This is a genomic window from Spirosoma sp. 209, from assembly GCF_002006735.1.
Lineage (GTDB): Bacteria > Bacteroidota > Bacteroidia > Cytophagales > Spirosomataceae > Spirosoma > Spirosoma sordidisoli.
This window is the reverse complement of sequence record NZ_MVEC01000002.1, coordinates 161,746-175,165: the sequence shown is the minus strand read 5'-3', so window position 1 is coordinate 175,165 and position 13,420 is coordinate 161,746. Positions and strand designations below refer to the sequence as shown.

Sequence of the window (13,420 nt, the reverse complement as noted above, 5' to 3'; positions counted from 1 at the left end):
CAGGCCGGTCAGCTATTGCCCATGTTTCCAGTGTCTACAGTCTTCGCCGTAACCCATCCGGCGAAGAGCTTGTGAATCAAAAGCTGTTGACCGGCTTAGTCGGTCCTCGGTTGACCGTGAATACCGATCGATCAGTCTATATGAATGACTTCCCTGGTATCCGGTTAGTAAGATACCAGGGAAGTAGCCGGCTTAATAACTTTCGTATTCATACCGCAGCACAACACCCGGCGAAACCGCCCGGGTTGGTAGTCCCTGCTCGTTGAATTCGTACTGGATGGTGTAAACATCCCTCGGCTGAGCCTGCGTGGGTGAACCAAAATTATCAATCATCGACAGCTTGAGTACATTGTTGCGGCTAAACCGACGCATGTCGCCTATGCCGGGTCCAATTAATCCGAAAAACGGATTTGACCGGTTATCGTAGGTAAAATCAGAGGCCACCCGGCTCGAACTGCCTGACTGACTGATCGTGCGGCTTAGATTGCCACCGGCGAAGGTTTGCTCATAAGCCGAACTGGCCCCCGACTGGGGCGAGGTGTCTGTGAAACCAATGGGCTGGTTTTGACCATCCATTCTATAAACCGATGTTTTTATGGCTCGGAGTGGTGCATATTGACCATTGATCATTGTCAGCAGCGAAAGCGTGGCCCGCACCTCCCGCTGGGCGTCGTCATAGGCAAAAATAGTCTGCTCCCCGGTGACATTCTCTCGGGTGGTGTACGAATACAGGATGCTCGTTATGCGGTCATTGGCATCGTAGGTAAATGTAGCCGTATCCCCCAGATAAACATATCCGGATTGGCGACCCTGCTGATCATACAGGAATTCCGTTATGCCGGGAAGGCCCGGCGAGGTGCTGACGGTTCGTTTGAGCCGTAAGCGAGGCTGGCCGGGATCGTTCGTGCGGGTGGCTCCCAGTCGCAGTAGCTGTGGCGGTTCCGGCTCTACAAGGGATTGATTTTGGGTGCAGGCACTTAGGCCCAGAAACAGGATTATTGTCAGGCCCGTTAAACTACGTGTGATGTGTACCATGGTTGTAACGATTTGGTTGAGTGAAAAAACAAACCCATTCGACAGGGCGGCCAAAACGGTTGCGGATTAGTCAACTGAAACCCATCACGCTGCCGTCGGGACGATAGACACCCCAAAAGACACAAAGTGTTGCATAGCCCGACAAACGGGCAGGGCAGGCGGGGTGTCAGGAAAAAAAATAGGATTGGTTGCAACAGCGTACCCTAGGTTTCGTGTCTGTGAAGAGGGGACGTAAAGCCCAGGGGGAATGCACAACACGATACCAACCTATGAACCCGCTCACTCGATTCGTCTGGATAGGCCTGTTGCTTGGCGTAAGCAGCTGTAACCAGTTTGTAGACCAGCAGCCCGAACCTGACGGCGGACCACCGGCAGAAACGGTGCAGGCGCTGCTCCACCGTTTTTCCCAGGCCGAGGAGGTGCGCTTCAGCACCCTACTGAACAACAAACTGTGGCAGGTCGACTTCAGCCAGCATCGGTTGCGCTACCAGGGTCTGATGGGGCCCGGTCAGCTTTTGACAGCGGATCAGCTCCTGGACGGTAACCTGCCCGACTCGCTTACCCGCGTCCTGCACGCAACGGTATTTGCTGGAGGAACGATTGCCCGGCCTCGTCTTCACCTGTACGAGAGAGGCTGGTCTGGTCCCGTGGGGGCGGCTGAGCCAACGGCGTTTGTTTTGGCGGATTACACCTGGCAGCAGCAACCGTATACGGCTTTTTGGCGTGTTTCCGGGCGCAACACTGATCGATCGTGGTATAATGTCACGATAACCCCGTTTCAGCGGGCTTCTTATTCGGCCGAGGGCCAGCAGGAGATTCCGGAACTCATTCAGGCGCAGCTGCGCAACGACAACATGACCTTCCTGTTCGCCCAGGTGCAGGTAGATGCCGCCGGCCAATCCACGTACATCGTATCCGCGTCTCAGCAGGGGCAATTCTGGAACCTTACCTTTACGAGTGACGGACAGTTGATCGCCGTTCGGAATCAGGCAACGGTGCATTTCTTTCAGGAGACGAATCAACTGCCCCCGGCGGCACAAGCGTATCTCCGCCGACCTGAGCTGGCGGGCTTTGCGCTGGCCCGTGGCGGCTCCTACGCCCGCCATTCGTATGGCTCGCTGAACACCTACGAATTTACCGTCGAAAAAGGCACAGAAGCCTGGGATCTGAGGTTTTCGGACTCCGGACAGCTGATCAGTCGTAGCTACCGCCTTTACGGGACTTTTTGAGTCGCGTCTCCTGAGCCCTCTACTCCCCAGTCTTCCTGCATGGCATTTTTTGGTCGTAAGTCCTACAAAACCCTTACCGAACTGGTAGCGGGCTGCCAACGGCAGGAGCCCAGGGCGCAGCGGGCTTTCTATGAACGCTACCAGGAGCGCATGTTAGGGGTTTGCGTCCGATACGCCCGGACCGTGGCCGAAGCGGAAGATATTTTTCAGGAGGCGTTCCTTAAAGTTTTCACCCACATTAACGACATAACGAAGCCCGAATCGGCCGATAGCTGGGTCAAATCAGTCGTGGTGCGTACGGCCATCAACTATTATCACCGCACCACGCTACCCCAGGAACACCTGACCAGCTACGAGTCCAGCCACGAATCATTGGCCAGTGATGAGCACCTGCATATACTGGCCGGTTATAATCTGGAGGTTTTGTTGGGTTTGCTGGCCCGCCTGCCCGATACGTACCGGCTGGTGGTGAATCTATATTTGATTGAGGGCTATTCTCACGCCGAAATAGCCCTTTTACTCACGATTCCAGAAGCCACGGTCCGGTCGCGCTTTAGCCGGGGCCGACAGCTACTACTAACCGATATCGAACAACATGGCATCCAACGACACGAACTCCTGGGATGAGGACCCCCATGAGCTGATGCGCCAGCGCTGGCAACAGGCGTTTGCGGATCACCGCATGCCGGCCCGGCCTGATTTGACCCGGCGGATCTTTGATTCGCTAAACGCCGGACGTAGACGCAGATGGGCCTACCGGACGGTGAAGCTACTCGGCAGCCTGTTGCTGTTACTGGGGGGCGGAGTTGGTCTAAACCCTTCGGTAGAGCGCCCCATGTGGGCAAATAGTACTATCCATAGGGTAATGCCCGCAGCCCAACCTGTTAGTATGACCGGGCAGGATTCACCCCAGCCACGGGCCATCGACGCCCGGGCAGATCAAGGCATCGAACAGCAGCGTACAGCGGCTACGACCCTAGCCGACCGGAAAGATATCCATCCCGTTTTACCCACTGAGGGAGTGACTCGCCCAGGCATCACCCGACCAACTCGATTTGGCGGTAAGCCGACACCTGTTTATCGGGTAGCGGCAAAAGAGACTTCCTCGAAGCGCTCCACGCGTTTTGATCTGCCCGGTAAACGACCTTCCGTACAGGACAACTCTGTTCCTGATGAGTACCTGATCAACCCAAACGCACAGCTGACCGATCAGTCGCAGCCAGATATCCTCGGGGCAGCCGTTTCGGGACCGATGGACAGAGTGGTTTGGGAGCGGCTCAAACCACTGAGCCTGCTCCCGCCAACGGGTACATTCGATAACCATCTTCGGCTGCCATCCGCACTCGACGTTACGGTTCAACACCTGACCAGGCCGGTAACCGCCCGACGAAGCGGCCGATGGTTTGCCGAGATTACCCAATTGAGTCATTTTCAACTGATGACCGCCCCGCCCAATGCTACAGCTTATCTGTCGTCAGTAGGCTCTCCGGCCGCTTTTTCGCCCACTACCTGGGGCGTGCAGATGGCCGGCGGGCTACGCTGGTCCCGCTGGCAGCTTCACGGGTCGATTGGTTATCTTCGCCGATGGGCCTATTACACCGTCAGCGAGAACAGCTACCACCTGAGGTCGGCGCCGGACAACGCCTACCAGCTCGTCCGGGAGACATACGCTGTAGCGGAGAATAAGCGATTACCCCTGGTTGGTCTTGGCGTAAGTCAGCAGCAGCTTCTGTTCCGGGGGCGCTATGCGGCCGAGCTGGGGGGGCAGATCTCTTACCTGCCCACTATCAACCAGTCACTACTGGCTTTGCGGGGCGGCATTGCCCGACAGCTTCCGCTCGTTCGGGGGGTGGAGCTTAGGGTGAAGCTGAAGGTCGACTATGGCCTCAATCAGCTCCGGGACGAAGCTAACCAGCTTACCCTGCGTCCACTCATGGTAGGCATTGGCATACAGGTACAACCCCGGCCGAAGTAGCCGATCAACTAAGGCCGTCAGTTTGGGCGTGGGGAAGAAATCGACCAGCAGTCAACAGGCGGTGCTGATAGCCTGGTAAAACGCAGCCGGGCAACAAGAGCAGAAAGGACAATAGCGTTGCCCGGAGAGCCTCTGCTAATGAACTTTCAGAATGTCGTTCCAGCGGGTGGTGTAACACGGACTCAACAACTCCTGTGTCCCCAGTCGGGGGTAAACGACTGACTGGCCAGCCGCACCCGATCCCGGCCGTGGCGTGCGTTGAGCCGGTCTATTACGCCCGACAACGTCAGCAGCCGCTCGTTTGGCCCCTCTACGAAAATGCCCTGTTGCCGATGATCGGCCGGAACGAAGTTCGACAGGATGATGCCGATTTTCTGGTAGTTGTAGCCGAATCGGTATACGGCCCCGCGTGCTGACTCGGTATAGCGCAGCAGCTCAACGGTACTTGAGGTGGGGCAGGCTAACCGTCTGACTGCCGCAATACGGCCGGGCGGTTCGTGGGAACTTAGGCGGCAGGCCTAGTGCTAGTGCGTGTTATACCGCTATATTTGAACTGATCGAAATCGGTATGTCCCCCTATTGTATGAAGCCTTATTCCCGTAGCGGTCATTCGAAAACTCGATGTCCAACTTTGTCATTCTATATAGTATGAAACTGTTTACCTACTCCTCTCGATGGCTGACGAGCCTGTTTTTCGTGGTAGCCTTCCAGGCTCAGGGCCAGCCTGTTCAGCCCTATACCTATCCACCCAGTGAGGTGGTGAAAATTCACTCCAGGCTGTTAAACGAAGAGCGAAAAGTGTATGTGCATTGCCCTAAAGTAGACTCTGCCTATGCAAACAGTCGATTTCCAGTCTTATACGTTTTGGATGGGGACAATCATTTTGAACTCTTTGCTCAGTATGTTGACTATCTGAGTCGGCCCGATGTGTTGGCCATGCCCAAGATGATTGTCATCGGCATCCCAAATACCAAGCGGACCCGAGACCTTACGCCAACAAACAGCATCCTTAACTACGAGGGCAAACCTGATAGTAGCTCGTATCGAGGCAGTGGAGGAAACGAAAAGTTTTTACAATTTATGGCGACCGAGTTGATGCCCGTGATCGAGAAAAAGTACCCAACAGCGCCCTGTAAAATTTTGGCCGGCCACTCCTTTGGGGGCCTTGCGTCGCTTCATTGTCTGTTGACCCATCCCGATCTGTTCGATGCGTATGTTGCCGTAAGTCCATCCCTGTGGTGGGACAAGGAGTATGTATTGAGAATGACCGATGAGAAACTGAAGAGTGGTTCAACCTTACACAAAACGCTTTTTCTTAGTGATGGTAATGAAGGCGGAGCGGATTCGTTTTTTCATAAACATCTATTAAAACTGGAGGCAACACTCGCCGGAAAAAAGCTGAAAAAACTTGATTATCGCTATAAGCATTATCCCACCGAAACCCACATGACCGAACCTGTTGTGGCTTATTTCGATGCGCTGCGCTTTATTTTTAAGGACTGGGAAAAGCAGCACTGAGGACTGAAGCGTCGCTATCGGGCATACGCTGAGAACAGGTAATGAGACAAGAGAAGCCGGAAGCTACAGCCAGCGGCCGTTTTGACGAAGATGCCATACAGATGTCTTTCTGACAACCGGTACTTTGCTTCAACTCCCCCGTTTTTTAGGGTCGCTGAAATCTGCGGTTTAGGCAGGGCACAAAAAAAGCCCGAAACAGTTTTCGTCTCGGGCTTCTGGCATTATGTAAGGTCTTTCTGCAGAGAGAGAGGGATTCCTCAAAATCTGCCATACATGCAGTCACTGCCGTGTTCTCGTGGTTTGAGAACGGGGTGCCACCAACTTTTGTTCCGCCATAGCCGTGAACAGTGGCGAGGAGGGCAGGATCTGGCCTGCATAGGGCAGGTCAAACTGCTGGGCTACCTCAGCCGTATATTTTTTATACATCTCTGTAAACGTCATCTGGCCGGACAAAAGCGGCTGCTCGATAGCACCCTCAAGCTTTCCCAAAAGGTCCAGCAACTTCTCGATCTGGCGATCCTTTGCTCTTAATTGATCTTCGAACACCTTTCTCAAGGTTTCAAGATCATCGGCCATTCTGGTTAAAACTTCTTCCCCAAACGAGTTTTTGTTATCACTTTTCTTGGTATAGGATGCTTCCTCACCGTAAAAGTATGATACTGGTACATCGAAGAATTGTGATATCTCCGCCAATCTACTAGCCGTAATAGAGTTGTTTTTGACCATCCCATCAAAACCGTTAGCGGTCATCTTTAAGTGGTCGTATAAACTCTTTTTCGTATTTCCTCGCTCGGTTAGCAGTTTTTCTATCTTTTTTCCAAAGTCATATTCCATTGAATGATAGCGGTTTGTGTGTGATAAGGTATTTATAGGAAAAATATTTTCTAACTATTGTTGGATATAATTCCAACTGTACTTAGAATTGCATCGGGTTTTCGTATTTGATAGTACGAAAAGTAGCAATAAGATGTGCAAAAGAATGTAGTAAGTACTACAAAATCAAGTACAAGCAGACTTCTGGACGGTAATTCTATGCGAACGGTCAATAAAGTTATACCCGGCAAAAATGCCCTATGGGTAGCGTATCGAGAGGCTGCTCCCCTGGTACGCGACGAAATTGTACTGGAGCTAAAGAAGATCGAGCTGTTCAGGTATTGGCAGGAGACGGCGAGTAAGGAAGGGTACGACCTAAGAAAGAAGGTGAAGGCTCCTCTGCGGGACATCTTTTTAAGGCTGATGCCAGAAACCGCCCCCCTCTTTGGTCTACCGGCTCCCCGAGGAGCTGGTAAGAAGAAAGAGACCGCCATCGTCAACGACGGTACACTACCCCTTTTCTCATAGTACTATGAAGATCACTAAAGAAGAAGGTCTCCGGTTGATGGAGGTAGCCGCGAAAATCAATGTAAACCTCGGTTACTGCCAACTTGAGTCGGACTATAAAGACCTCTACCAGCTACTACTGGACAGCACGGTTGAGAATAAGCCAACTGGCGATGAGACTATTCATCCCAAGGGGGCTTACCCGCTATGTCTGCATTGCCAAACTGGAAATGCTGGGGTGGTTTCTGGGCAGTCGGCTGTTGAGCCGCCTGTTGTCGAGCTGCCTGTTCCAGCAGGGACTCCAGGGCTGACAGAACTTCCGGAGACAGGCGGTCTTTTCGATCCACTACTTGAAATATCCGAAGAGTCTCGGGTAAGAAATCATGATGCCGATACTCCCCCTGCACCGTAAACCAGCTACACCTAACCGTGCCCTGGCCGTTTGTTGATTTGTTGTTGATCGCAATGACGGTCATTACGGGGCCACCGGACAGGAGTTGTGTCAGGTCGCCTATGGTAAACTGAGTGGATAGGTACATGGATCATTTTTATGTCAAACTACAAATACCGCATCGAATAATCAATTCACTATCCCAGAATTGATTTGAGCGTTCGACCGGAACACCTTTTATAACGCGTCAGGCTATGGAGTTGCTACTAGAAGGAGAATACGATATGCTCTCGGCAAAGGTCACGCTCAGACTGTTGGCTGTGGCCAGAGAGCTCAGCGGGGGCATTGAAGAACGTGAGCGCCAGAACTTCGTTGAGCTGATCCGCTGTGCTATCGGGCAGTATAACCGGATGGTTGCGGCAGCCGTCAAGGCCAGCTCTACCGAGAGCGACGACCACAGAGCCCCTAACCTGCCTTAGTGCCCAAGTAAAGAGCTAAGAGAATACGTTGTCCAAAAGTCTCACAGCAGGGGGCAATACTATAGACGGGGCGCCCGTCAGGACCGTCCACAAAGCGGACAATAGTAGGCTGATTAGGATGCTTGGGGCATTGAATGCCTTCCAGGGCTGGTTTGAGAATCATGTCACGCTCCTGCTGGGCTTCAAGGTCAACGCTTGTAGAGTTGGTTTCGATAAGGTATTCAAACATGATTAAGATGGGGCTTAAACAGATCTGTTTAACTGGACAAATGATCCCCACTACCAACAACTGAGAAATAAGTAAGCAGTTTCAACGATGCAACTATGGCCACATTAGAAACCGAACAAGCCTGGCTGGAACAGATCGAAGCCAGTAAGCTGGTGGGCATCTGCCTACTTGACGCCGACGGTCGGCTCGTGCAGCGGCTCGATGACGATCCGACCCTGAAAGAAGCCATTGCAGACTGGCAGGCTCAGCGCATCCGCGAGCTGAACCGATCGGCCTTTCGGAACCAAACACCAAGCTACGAGCTGCCTGATGAGAGCTATCAACCCCAAACCGCTTGAGCCATGAGTTACCTGTTTGAATTTGGCTCGTTCATCCTGCTGATTGTCCTAGCCGCGCTGCTGGGGATCGTAGGTATATGGACGGTGCTGTTAGCGTGGCGTGACAACAGGCGTGTCGACCAGGCGATCAACTCGATGAAACCGCACCGCCATGTATAACAACCTCGCTGATTTCTTCGTGGCCCACCAGGTCGATCACCTGCTGGAGACAGATCACCAAGCTCTCACCAAAGCCGAGCGCTGGCAGCTTATTGATCAGCTCGATCAGGCGACTGACCAGTACCAACGCTGGAAGCAGCGACTCCAGCCGAGTCAGATCGCTCACAAGCTGCTTACCCAAAAGCTGCGCGCGATTCGCTTGAAACGGTTTCAGGTCTGGAATTCCTTCTACCCGGCGATGTCAACCGCCATAAAGATCGGCCTCCATGCAGCTTGACTTCGACAACTTGGCCAGCCTCCTGAAGCCAGGTAAGCAGGAGATGGTTCTCGACCATTTCGGGATGGGGCCAGAGTTTATGGTTCGTTTCGACCAGCTATCAGCGGCCTTTAGTGTGCACGTCACGAGACTGCTTCGGGGTGCTGAACACTCGGGTGATGCGGAGCAGCTTCACGAGAGCCTGCTGCTAAAAACACTCTTCGGCATGGCTGATCAATACATCAAGCCCGAGTCGGCTCGTGAACTAGCCTGCGTCGCTTATATGGCCAGTAACCTGCTGGCAAGCACGCACCCCATTATCTGCTCGTTTTTGGCCATTCTTCAGATGCGTAAGACCGCATCTCAAACCACTACATTTTATGGAGGCACAGCAACAGCTTGACGAGTTGGTCAGGGCGACGCGTACCATGCGCCAGGCTCAGAAGAAGTATTTCAGGAGCAGGACCACTACGGCCCTGTCCGAATCCAAAAACGCGGAGGCAGCCGTCGACCGGCTCCTCCAGCAGCTACCCGAACCGGCCGGGCCGGTGCAGGGAGAATTGGGTTTCAGTACATCACATAAGTAATGCGGATTGGCCACTTGGCTTCCGGGTGGCCAATTTAAAACAAGATCAGAAGAAAAACCTAGCGGGGCAGAGCAGTAGGTAGCAATAACTAATTACGCATTTCCATGCCTTACAAAGACAAAGAAGTTCGAAGGGAAAAACAGAGGGAATATGCGGCTCGTCACTACGAGGCCAATAAGACTAATGTCAAGAAGCGAGCCGTAGCTAGCAAGACGGATGTCAGGAAACGTAATGTTGAATATATACAACAGTATAAGGCTGAACATCCGTGTGTCGACTGTGGCAATACCAACCCAATTGTATTAGAGTTTGACCATTTGGGGTACTCGATTAAGCTTGGTGATATTGCTCACATGGCACGCTGTCACAGCTTAAATACAATAAAGGCGGAAATTGAAAAGTGTGAGGTTGTTTGTGCTAACTGCCACAGGATTAGAACGCACAACCGAAGAAAGCAAGCGGGCTTGGAGGTCATAGTTAATTAGTCGCCGGTTCGAGTCCGGCCCCCGCTACATGGGTGGTTGACGATTGGTTGGAAGGCATGCAGAATGCCTGACGAGCGTGGAATAGACACCTCGACCCTGGAACGGCCAGGGCCGGGCTGAGCCGGCAATCATTCTTGAAACGAGGTCACAGGGGTGACTGGGTAGGAGCGACCCTACGCAAGCGGTTCGAATCCGACGTTTCAACTACTGGTCCCCTTCTGGGGGCTGGTATGCTTACCTCAAGAGGTAGAGGTAAGTAATGGTGTGGATAGAACGAGTGAATACCGGGGCCGCTGGCTCCGGTGTTCCTTTTCTGCTCCACAGCAAAACTGACCCGTTAACACACAGGACCATGCTTCACCCGTACACGCCCCCTTAATTTCCCCTGACCATATCGTCCTTGTGCATTGCACGTCCGAAACTCGCGATTTCGGAACGCGGTAATGTATTTTTTATGCCTCCACGCCTATGCGTATAGGGGTAAAAGGTATCTCCATGCCCGTTGCGCAAGCAGCGTTTTTTCGCCACCGACTTTGCAGTTATTCGGTTAGGATAGCTATATAAGAAAAGTTAACAACGGTTAGTCCTAGGTTCCACCGTTGTCAACTGTAGTTAACCTGTACTGAAGTTAACTTAGTTAGGGCGCGAAAAAAAATCGAAAACGAGCGGGCCCCACCCGCTTGGCCCAGTATAACCTAGTCTCTCCAATCGCGCCAGATGGGCGCCTGTGATTACCGAAAACCATGACAATACAACCAGCCGCCTACAACCGTAAGCCCAATACCGGTACGCCCAAATTTGAAGCCGACCCGATCAACAGCACCTTCCGCTGGGAGTTCTATCTCACACCCGGCAACGCCCGCAACCGCATCAGCCTGATGGATGGCTACAGCAAGGGCATGGGCTTCGAAAATCCCAACAAGGTGCTGCTCCTGTACCGCAAGCTGATTAACCCGCTGTTGCCCTATTTGTCGCGCTGTGACGCCATCGTGATTTACGAGCAAGCACCAGGCCTGCCCAAAGAGCTGCATACGAAAGTGCTGGAGATTTACAGTAACCAGTACCGGGCGCATGGCTGGGTCAAGGATACGGCCGTCATTACCGAATATCTGGACAACTACTTCAACCACTATGTCAAGACCGGTACCATGCCGCCCCTGGAGGATCGGCGCAAAAATGTGCGGCAGCCCGTGTATATGCAGGAGCTGGACCACACCAGGCATCACTTTGCCACGCTCGATGAGCTGCGAGTGTTCTGCCGCAGTCGATCAGAAAAATACTCCGAGATCTGCATGCGGGGATGGTACTACCGGCACGCGGAGTATCAACCTGAACTGTTCGAGAATGAAGTGACGGATATGATAACCGACGCACTCGCTCACCAGGTACATACAGCCACGACGTACGAAGAGGCCGAGCGGGCTCAGAATAGCTTGACTAATCTGCTCACCAAGCACAAATCGAATCGTTGATCTCTGATCACAACGCTCATGAACACACCATTGCATACCATCCCCTATACCGTTGCCGTCTGGCTGGGTGACCGTTTCGTTATCCGTCTGACTATTTGGGCCGCAAACCGATATACTGCCGAGCAGCTGGCCGGCGTGGATCTGCACGCGGCTGGCAAAGTCTACGATACCATCACTGCTATTGCTGTTTAGCCATGATCTCACTGAAGCTGACCCCCAACGAGTTCAAGGCGCTGATCCTGTTTGTCCGGGGTGTGGTGGACATGCAGAGCCGCCTGCCGATCAGGAATCAGCAGCTGTCGGGTCTGGTGCTCGAGCAGTATCTCGGGAAGTGGCGACCACATCAGCTGCTGGCCTGGGGGCAGCGCACTGCCGGCAAGGAGTTCAAACTGAATCTGTCCCTTCCGGTGGCTAAGGCTTTGCATCAGGAAATGCAGCATTCGGTGCTGATGGGCTGGCAGCAGCTGCTGCTGGGTAAGCTGGACCAGGCGCTGATCAACTACCAAATCCCGCTACTGGAAAGCGTACCAGTTATCACATTCCGGTACGGCTCAAACTGAAGCCGTACCGGAATGTCAGTCTAAAACCGTCAGACGGGTTAGTTCCCCACTAATTTCGTCAAGCCCTTTTTGGAGCTGTCTGATTTTAACTTCCAGAAATAGTTTCTTTTGCTGGAGTAATTCGACGCGCCGACGGGTGCGCTCGGCCGGGGAGAGTCTTGGCATGAAGTAAAGTAGGCTACCGGCAGTCAATGGGCGGTGCTGCCTGTCCCGCTGCTAAGTTCTCGCCGTGGGTCAAACTACCTGCATCATTACAATACAGGAACGGGGGTGCAGCACCGCCTATTGACAGGCGGTGCTGACCCACGACAACAAAAGAACTTAGCAAGGCAAAAGTAGTAAAAAGGACGATAGGCCTGGTCGATTCATTCATTGCGAGCCCGGTATTTCGCGCGTAGCAGACCGAAGAGTAACAACAGATCCGTGTTAGCAACAGGCTGCTTTCCAGTAGTATATATTTTGGTTAGTGTGACGCGGAGGCCCGGCCAATACACCTCACAGAAACAATAGATTAATAGCTGCGAAACTCCCAAGCTGGCCAGGGCAACCTATAGGCGCGGCACTGCCCCGAACTAGGCCGGCTTTAGCCCGGGCTGGTTTCGTCGGTGGCTGGCCCTTTGAATATGATTATGCCCGGCTCTGTTTCGTGTTTGCGCCAGGCGCGTAGTAAGGAAGAGACGTCTTCGTAGTTCGCAACAATCAAATTCGTTGACTCTTCTGAGGAGAGGGCCAGTTCGTGCTGCTCCGCCAGCGAGTGAATCCGCAGCGGATAGCGGGACAGGAGATCGGTTTGGTCCGCTGAGCGCTGATCCATACTTTATGAGGTTTAGCTCAAAGGTGACCTGCTAATTTGAACGGACTATCTGTATACGTTGTAAATACTTAGTTTATTTATTAAATGCTAGTGGTTTACACTTACGTATATCTACTATATATGCTTTAATTGTATACGTAACTTTTTGAACGAGTCCGGGACATGTGGATGTACAGCGAGAGAATCTTGTCGGTGTGACCAAAAGCCAGCACCTGCTGGATTGGGTACACCCTGGTTTCCAATTGAACAAATTCATAGCCGAATGACCAGGTGGCACTTTGCTGTAGGAGCGCCACTGACCCCGTAGCTGGCTCCGGGTCGACGCGGTAAATGCGGATCAAATTAATCCGCTGGAGGGTGATGACCTCCTGCAAAGTAAGGACGAGTGGCTCAGCCGAGTTGTTCATTGCTTATTGTATAGTCGCACGTCTATAAATGGGCTGCCTGATTGGTAATGAATTGTTTATAGAAGCGTTTGCAAGAAGGTAATACCCTTACGCGCTAAATAAAGTTTGGCAGTAGCTGTACACTACCCGCCGGCAGTGGATCATCTGATGCGTCAAAAAGCTGACA

At 52.7% G+C, this 13,420-nt stretch carries 20 protein-coding genes and 1 pseudogene; 15 read left to right on the top strand and 6 right to left on the bottom strand.

Annotation, left to right across the window (positions count from 1 at the left end):
• Window positions 1-192: 192 nt before the first annotated feature.
• Window positions 193-1,035 (bottom strand): hypothetical protein, encoded by an 843-nt coding sequence (locus B1C80_RS03990; protein WP_139361582.1) that lies wholly within the window; start codon window positions 1,033-1,035, stop codon window positions 193-195.
• A gap of 269 nt (window positions 1,036-1,304) precedes the next feature.
• Between B1C80_RS03990 and B1C80_RS03985 the strand changes: the two genes are divergently transcribed.
• Genes B1C80_RS03985 through B1C80_RS03975 form a run of 3 tightly spaced genes read left to right on the top strand, consistent with a single transcriptional unit; the run spans window position 1,305 to window position 4,239 of the window.
• Window positions 1,305-2,264: a hypothetical protein gene (locus tag B1C80_RS03985; RefSeq protein ID WP_077919771.1), complete on the top strand. Its 960-nt coding sequence runs from the start codon at window positions 1,305-1,307 to the stop codon at window positions 2,262-2,264.
• Window positions 2,265-2,303: 39 nt separating this feature from the next.
• Complete coding sequence (locus tag B1C80_RS03980; RefSeq protein ID WP_077919770.1) at window positions 2,304-2,891, top strand: RNA polymerase sigma factor; 588 nt, start codon at window positions 2,304-2,306, stop codon at window positions 2,889-2,891.
• Window positions 2,860-4,239, top strand: coding sequence for a hypothetical protein (locus B1C80_RS03975; protein ID WP_139361581.1), 1,380 nt, complete (start codon window positions 2,860-2,862; stop codon window positions 4,237-4,239). The genes B1C80_RS03980 and B1C80_RS03975 overlap by 32 nt, the downstream gene beginning before the upstream one ends.
• A gap of 182 nt (window positions 4,240-4,421) precedes the next feature.
• Here the strand turns inward: B1C80_RS03975 and B1C80_RS28960 are convergent, their stop codons facing one another.
• Window positions 4,422-4,670, bottom strand: a complete 249-nt coding sequence (locus B1C80_RS28960) for a DUF4113 domain-containing protein (RefSeq protein ID WP_369822681.1) — start codon at window positions 4,668-4,670, stop codon at window positions 4,422-4,424.
• A gap of 217 nt (window positions 4,671-4,887) precedes the next feature.
• On the opposite strand from B1C80_RS28960, the gene B1C80_RS03965 reads away from it, so the two are divergent.
• A complete protein-coding gene (locus tag B1C80_RS03965) occupies window positions 4,888-5,757 on the top strand; it encodes an alpha/beta hydrolase (protein ID WP_161492711.1) in 870 nt (289 codons plus the stop codon).
• Between the two features lie 279 nt (window positions 5,758-6,036).
• Here the strand turns inward: B1C80_RS03965 and B1C80_RS03960 are convergent, their stop codons facing one another.
• Window positions 6,037-6,591, bottom strand: coding sequence for a hypothetical protein (locus B1C80_RS03960; RefSeq protein WP_077919767.1), 555 nt, complete (start codon window positions 6,589-6,591; stop codon window positions 6,037-6,039).
• A 198-nt stretch (window positions 6,592-6,789) separates the two neighbouring features.
• On the opposite strand from B1C80_RS03960, the gene B1C80_RS03955 reads away from it, so the two are divergent.
• Both B1C80_RS03955 and B1C80_RS28640 read left to right on the top strand, forming a co-directional pair.
• Window positions 6,790-7,098, top strand: a complete 309-nt coding sequence (locus tag B1C80_RS03955) for a hypothetical protein (RefSeq protein ID WP_077919766.1) — start codon at window positions 6,790-6,792, stop codon at window positions 7,096-7,098.
• Window positions 7,099-7,102: 4 nt separating this feature from the next.
• A complete protein-coding gene (locus B1C80_RS28640) occupies window positions 7,103-7,489 on the top strand; it encodes a hypothetical protein (RefSeq protein WP_236648605.1) in 387 nt (128 codons plus the stop codon).
• 10 nt (window positions 7,490-7,499) lie between these two features.
• Here the strand turns inward: B1C80_RS28640 and B1C80_RS28955 are convergent.
• A pseudogene (locus B1C80_RS28955) lies at window positions 7,500-7,553 on the bottom strand (hypothetical protein); the annotation flags it as partial.
• A 169-nt stretch (window positions 7,554-7,722) separates the two neighbouring features.
• Between B1C80_RS28955 and B1C80_RS03945 the strand changes: the two are divergent.
• The 9 genes from B1C80_RS03945 to B1C80_RS03905 all read left to right on the top strand — a co-directional run bounded on the left by B1C80_RS03945 (window position 7,723) and on the right by B1C80_RS03905 (window position 12,033).
• Window positions 7,723-7,947: a hypothetical protein gene (locus B1C80_RS03945; RefSeq protein WP_077919764.1), complete on the top strand. Its 225-nt coding sequence runs from the start codon at window positions 7,723-7,725 to the stop codon at window positions 7,945-7,947.
• Between the two features lie 324 nt (window positions 7,948-8,271).
• Window positions 8,272-8,514, top strand: a complete 243-nt coding sequence (locus B1C80_RS03935; RefSeq protein WP_077919762.1) for a hypothetical protein — start codon at window positions 8,272-8,274, stop codon at window positions 8,512-8,514.
• Between the two features lie 3 nt (window positions 8,515-8,517).
• Window positions 8,518-8,673, top strand: a complete 156-nt coding sequence (locus B1C80_RS28340; protein WP_161492710.1) for a hypothetical protein — start codon at window positions 8,518-8,520, stop codon at window positions 8,671-8,673.
• Complete coding sequence (locus B1C80_RS03930; RefSeq protein ID WP_077919761.1) at window positions 8,666-8,950, top strand: hypothetical protein; 285 nt, start codon at window positions 8,666-8,668, stop codon at window positions 8,948-8,950. Before B1C80_RS28340 ends, B1C80_RS03930 begins: the two co-directional genes overlap by 8 nt.
• On the top strand, window positions 8,940-9,332 hold the full coding sequence (locus B1C80_RS03925) for a hypothetical protein (protein ID WP_077919760.1): 393 nt from the start codon (window positions 8,940-8,942) through the stop codon (window positions 9,330-9,332). The genes B1C80_RS03930 and B1C80_RS03925 overlap by 11 nt, the downstream gene beginning before the upstream one ends.
• A complete protein-coding gene (locus B1C80_RS03920; protein ID WP_077919759.1) occupies window positions 9,310-9,516 on the top strand; it encodes a hypothetical protein in 207 nt (68 codons plus the stop codon). Before B1C80_RS03925 ends, B1C80_RS03920 begins: the two co-directional genes overlap by 23 nt.
• Before the next feature lie 1,228 nt (window positions 9,517-10,744).
• Window positions 10,745-11,473, top strand: a complete 729-nt coding sequence (locus B1C80_RS03910) for a hypothetical protein (RefSeq protein WP_077919757.1) — start codon at window positions 10,745-10,747, stop codon at window positions 11,471-11,473.
• Between the two features lie 18 nt (window positions 11,474-11,491).
• A complete protein-coding gene (locus tag B1C80_RS28335; protein WP_161492709.1) occupies window positions 11,492-11,665 on the top strand; it encodes a hypothetical protein in 174 nt (57 codons plus the stop codon).
• A gap of 2 nt (window positions 11,666-11,667) precedes the next feature.
• Window positions 11,668-12,033: a hypothetical protein gene (locus B1C80_RS03905; protein WP_077919756.1), complete on the top strand. Its 366-nt coding sequence runs from the start codon at window positions 11,668-11,670 to the stop codon at window positions 12,031-12,033.
• 583 nt (window positions 12,034-12,616) lie between these two features.
• Here the strand turns inward: B1C80_RS03905 and B1C80_RS03900 are convergent.
• Window positions 12,617-12,847 (bottom strand): hypothetical protein, encoded by a 231-nt coding sequence (locus tag B1C80_RS03900; protein ID WP_077919755.1) that lies wholly within the window; start codon window positions 12,845-12,847, stop codon window positions 12,617-12,619.
• A 125-nt stretch (window positions 12,848-12,972) separates the two neighbouring features.
• On the bottom strand, window positions 12,973-13,254 hold the full coding sequence (locus tag B1C80_RS03895; protein WP_077919754.1) for a hypothetical protein: 282 nt from the start codon (window positions 13,252-13,254) through the stop codon (window positions 12,973-12,975).
• Between the last annotated feature and the right edge of the window lie 166 nt (window positions 13,255-13,420).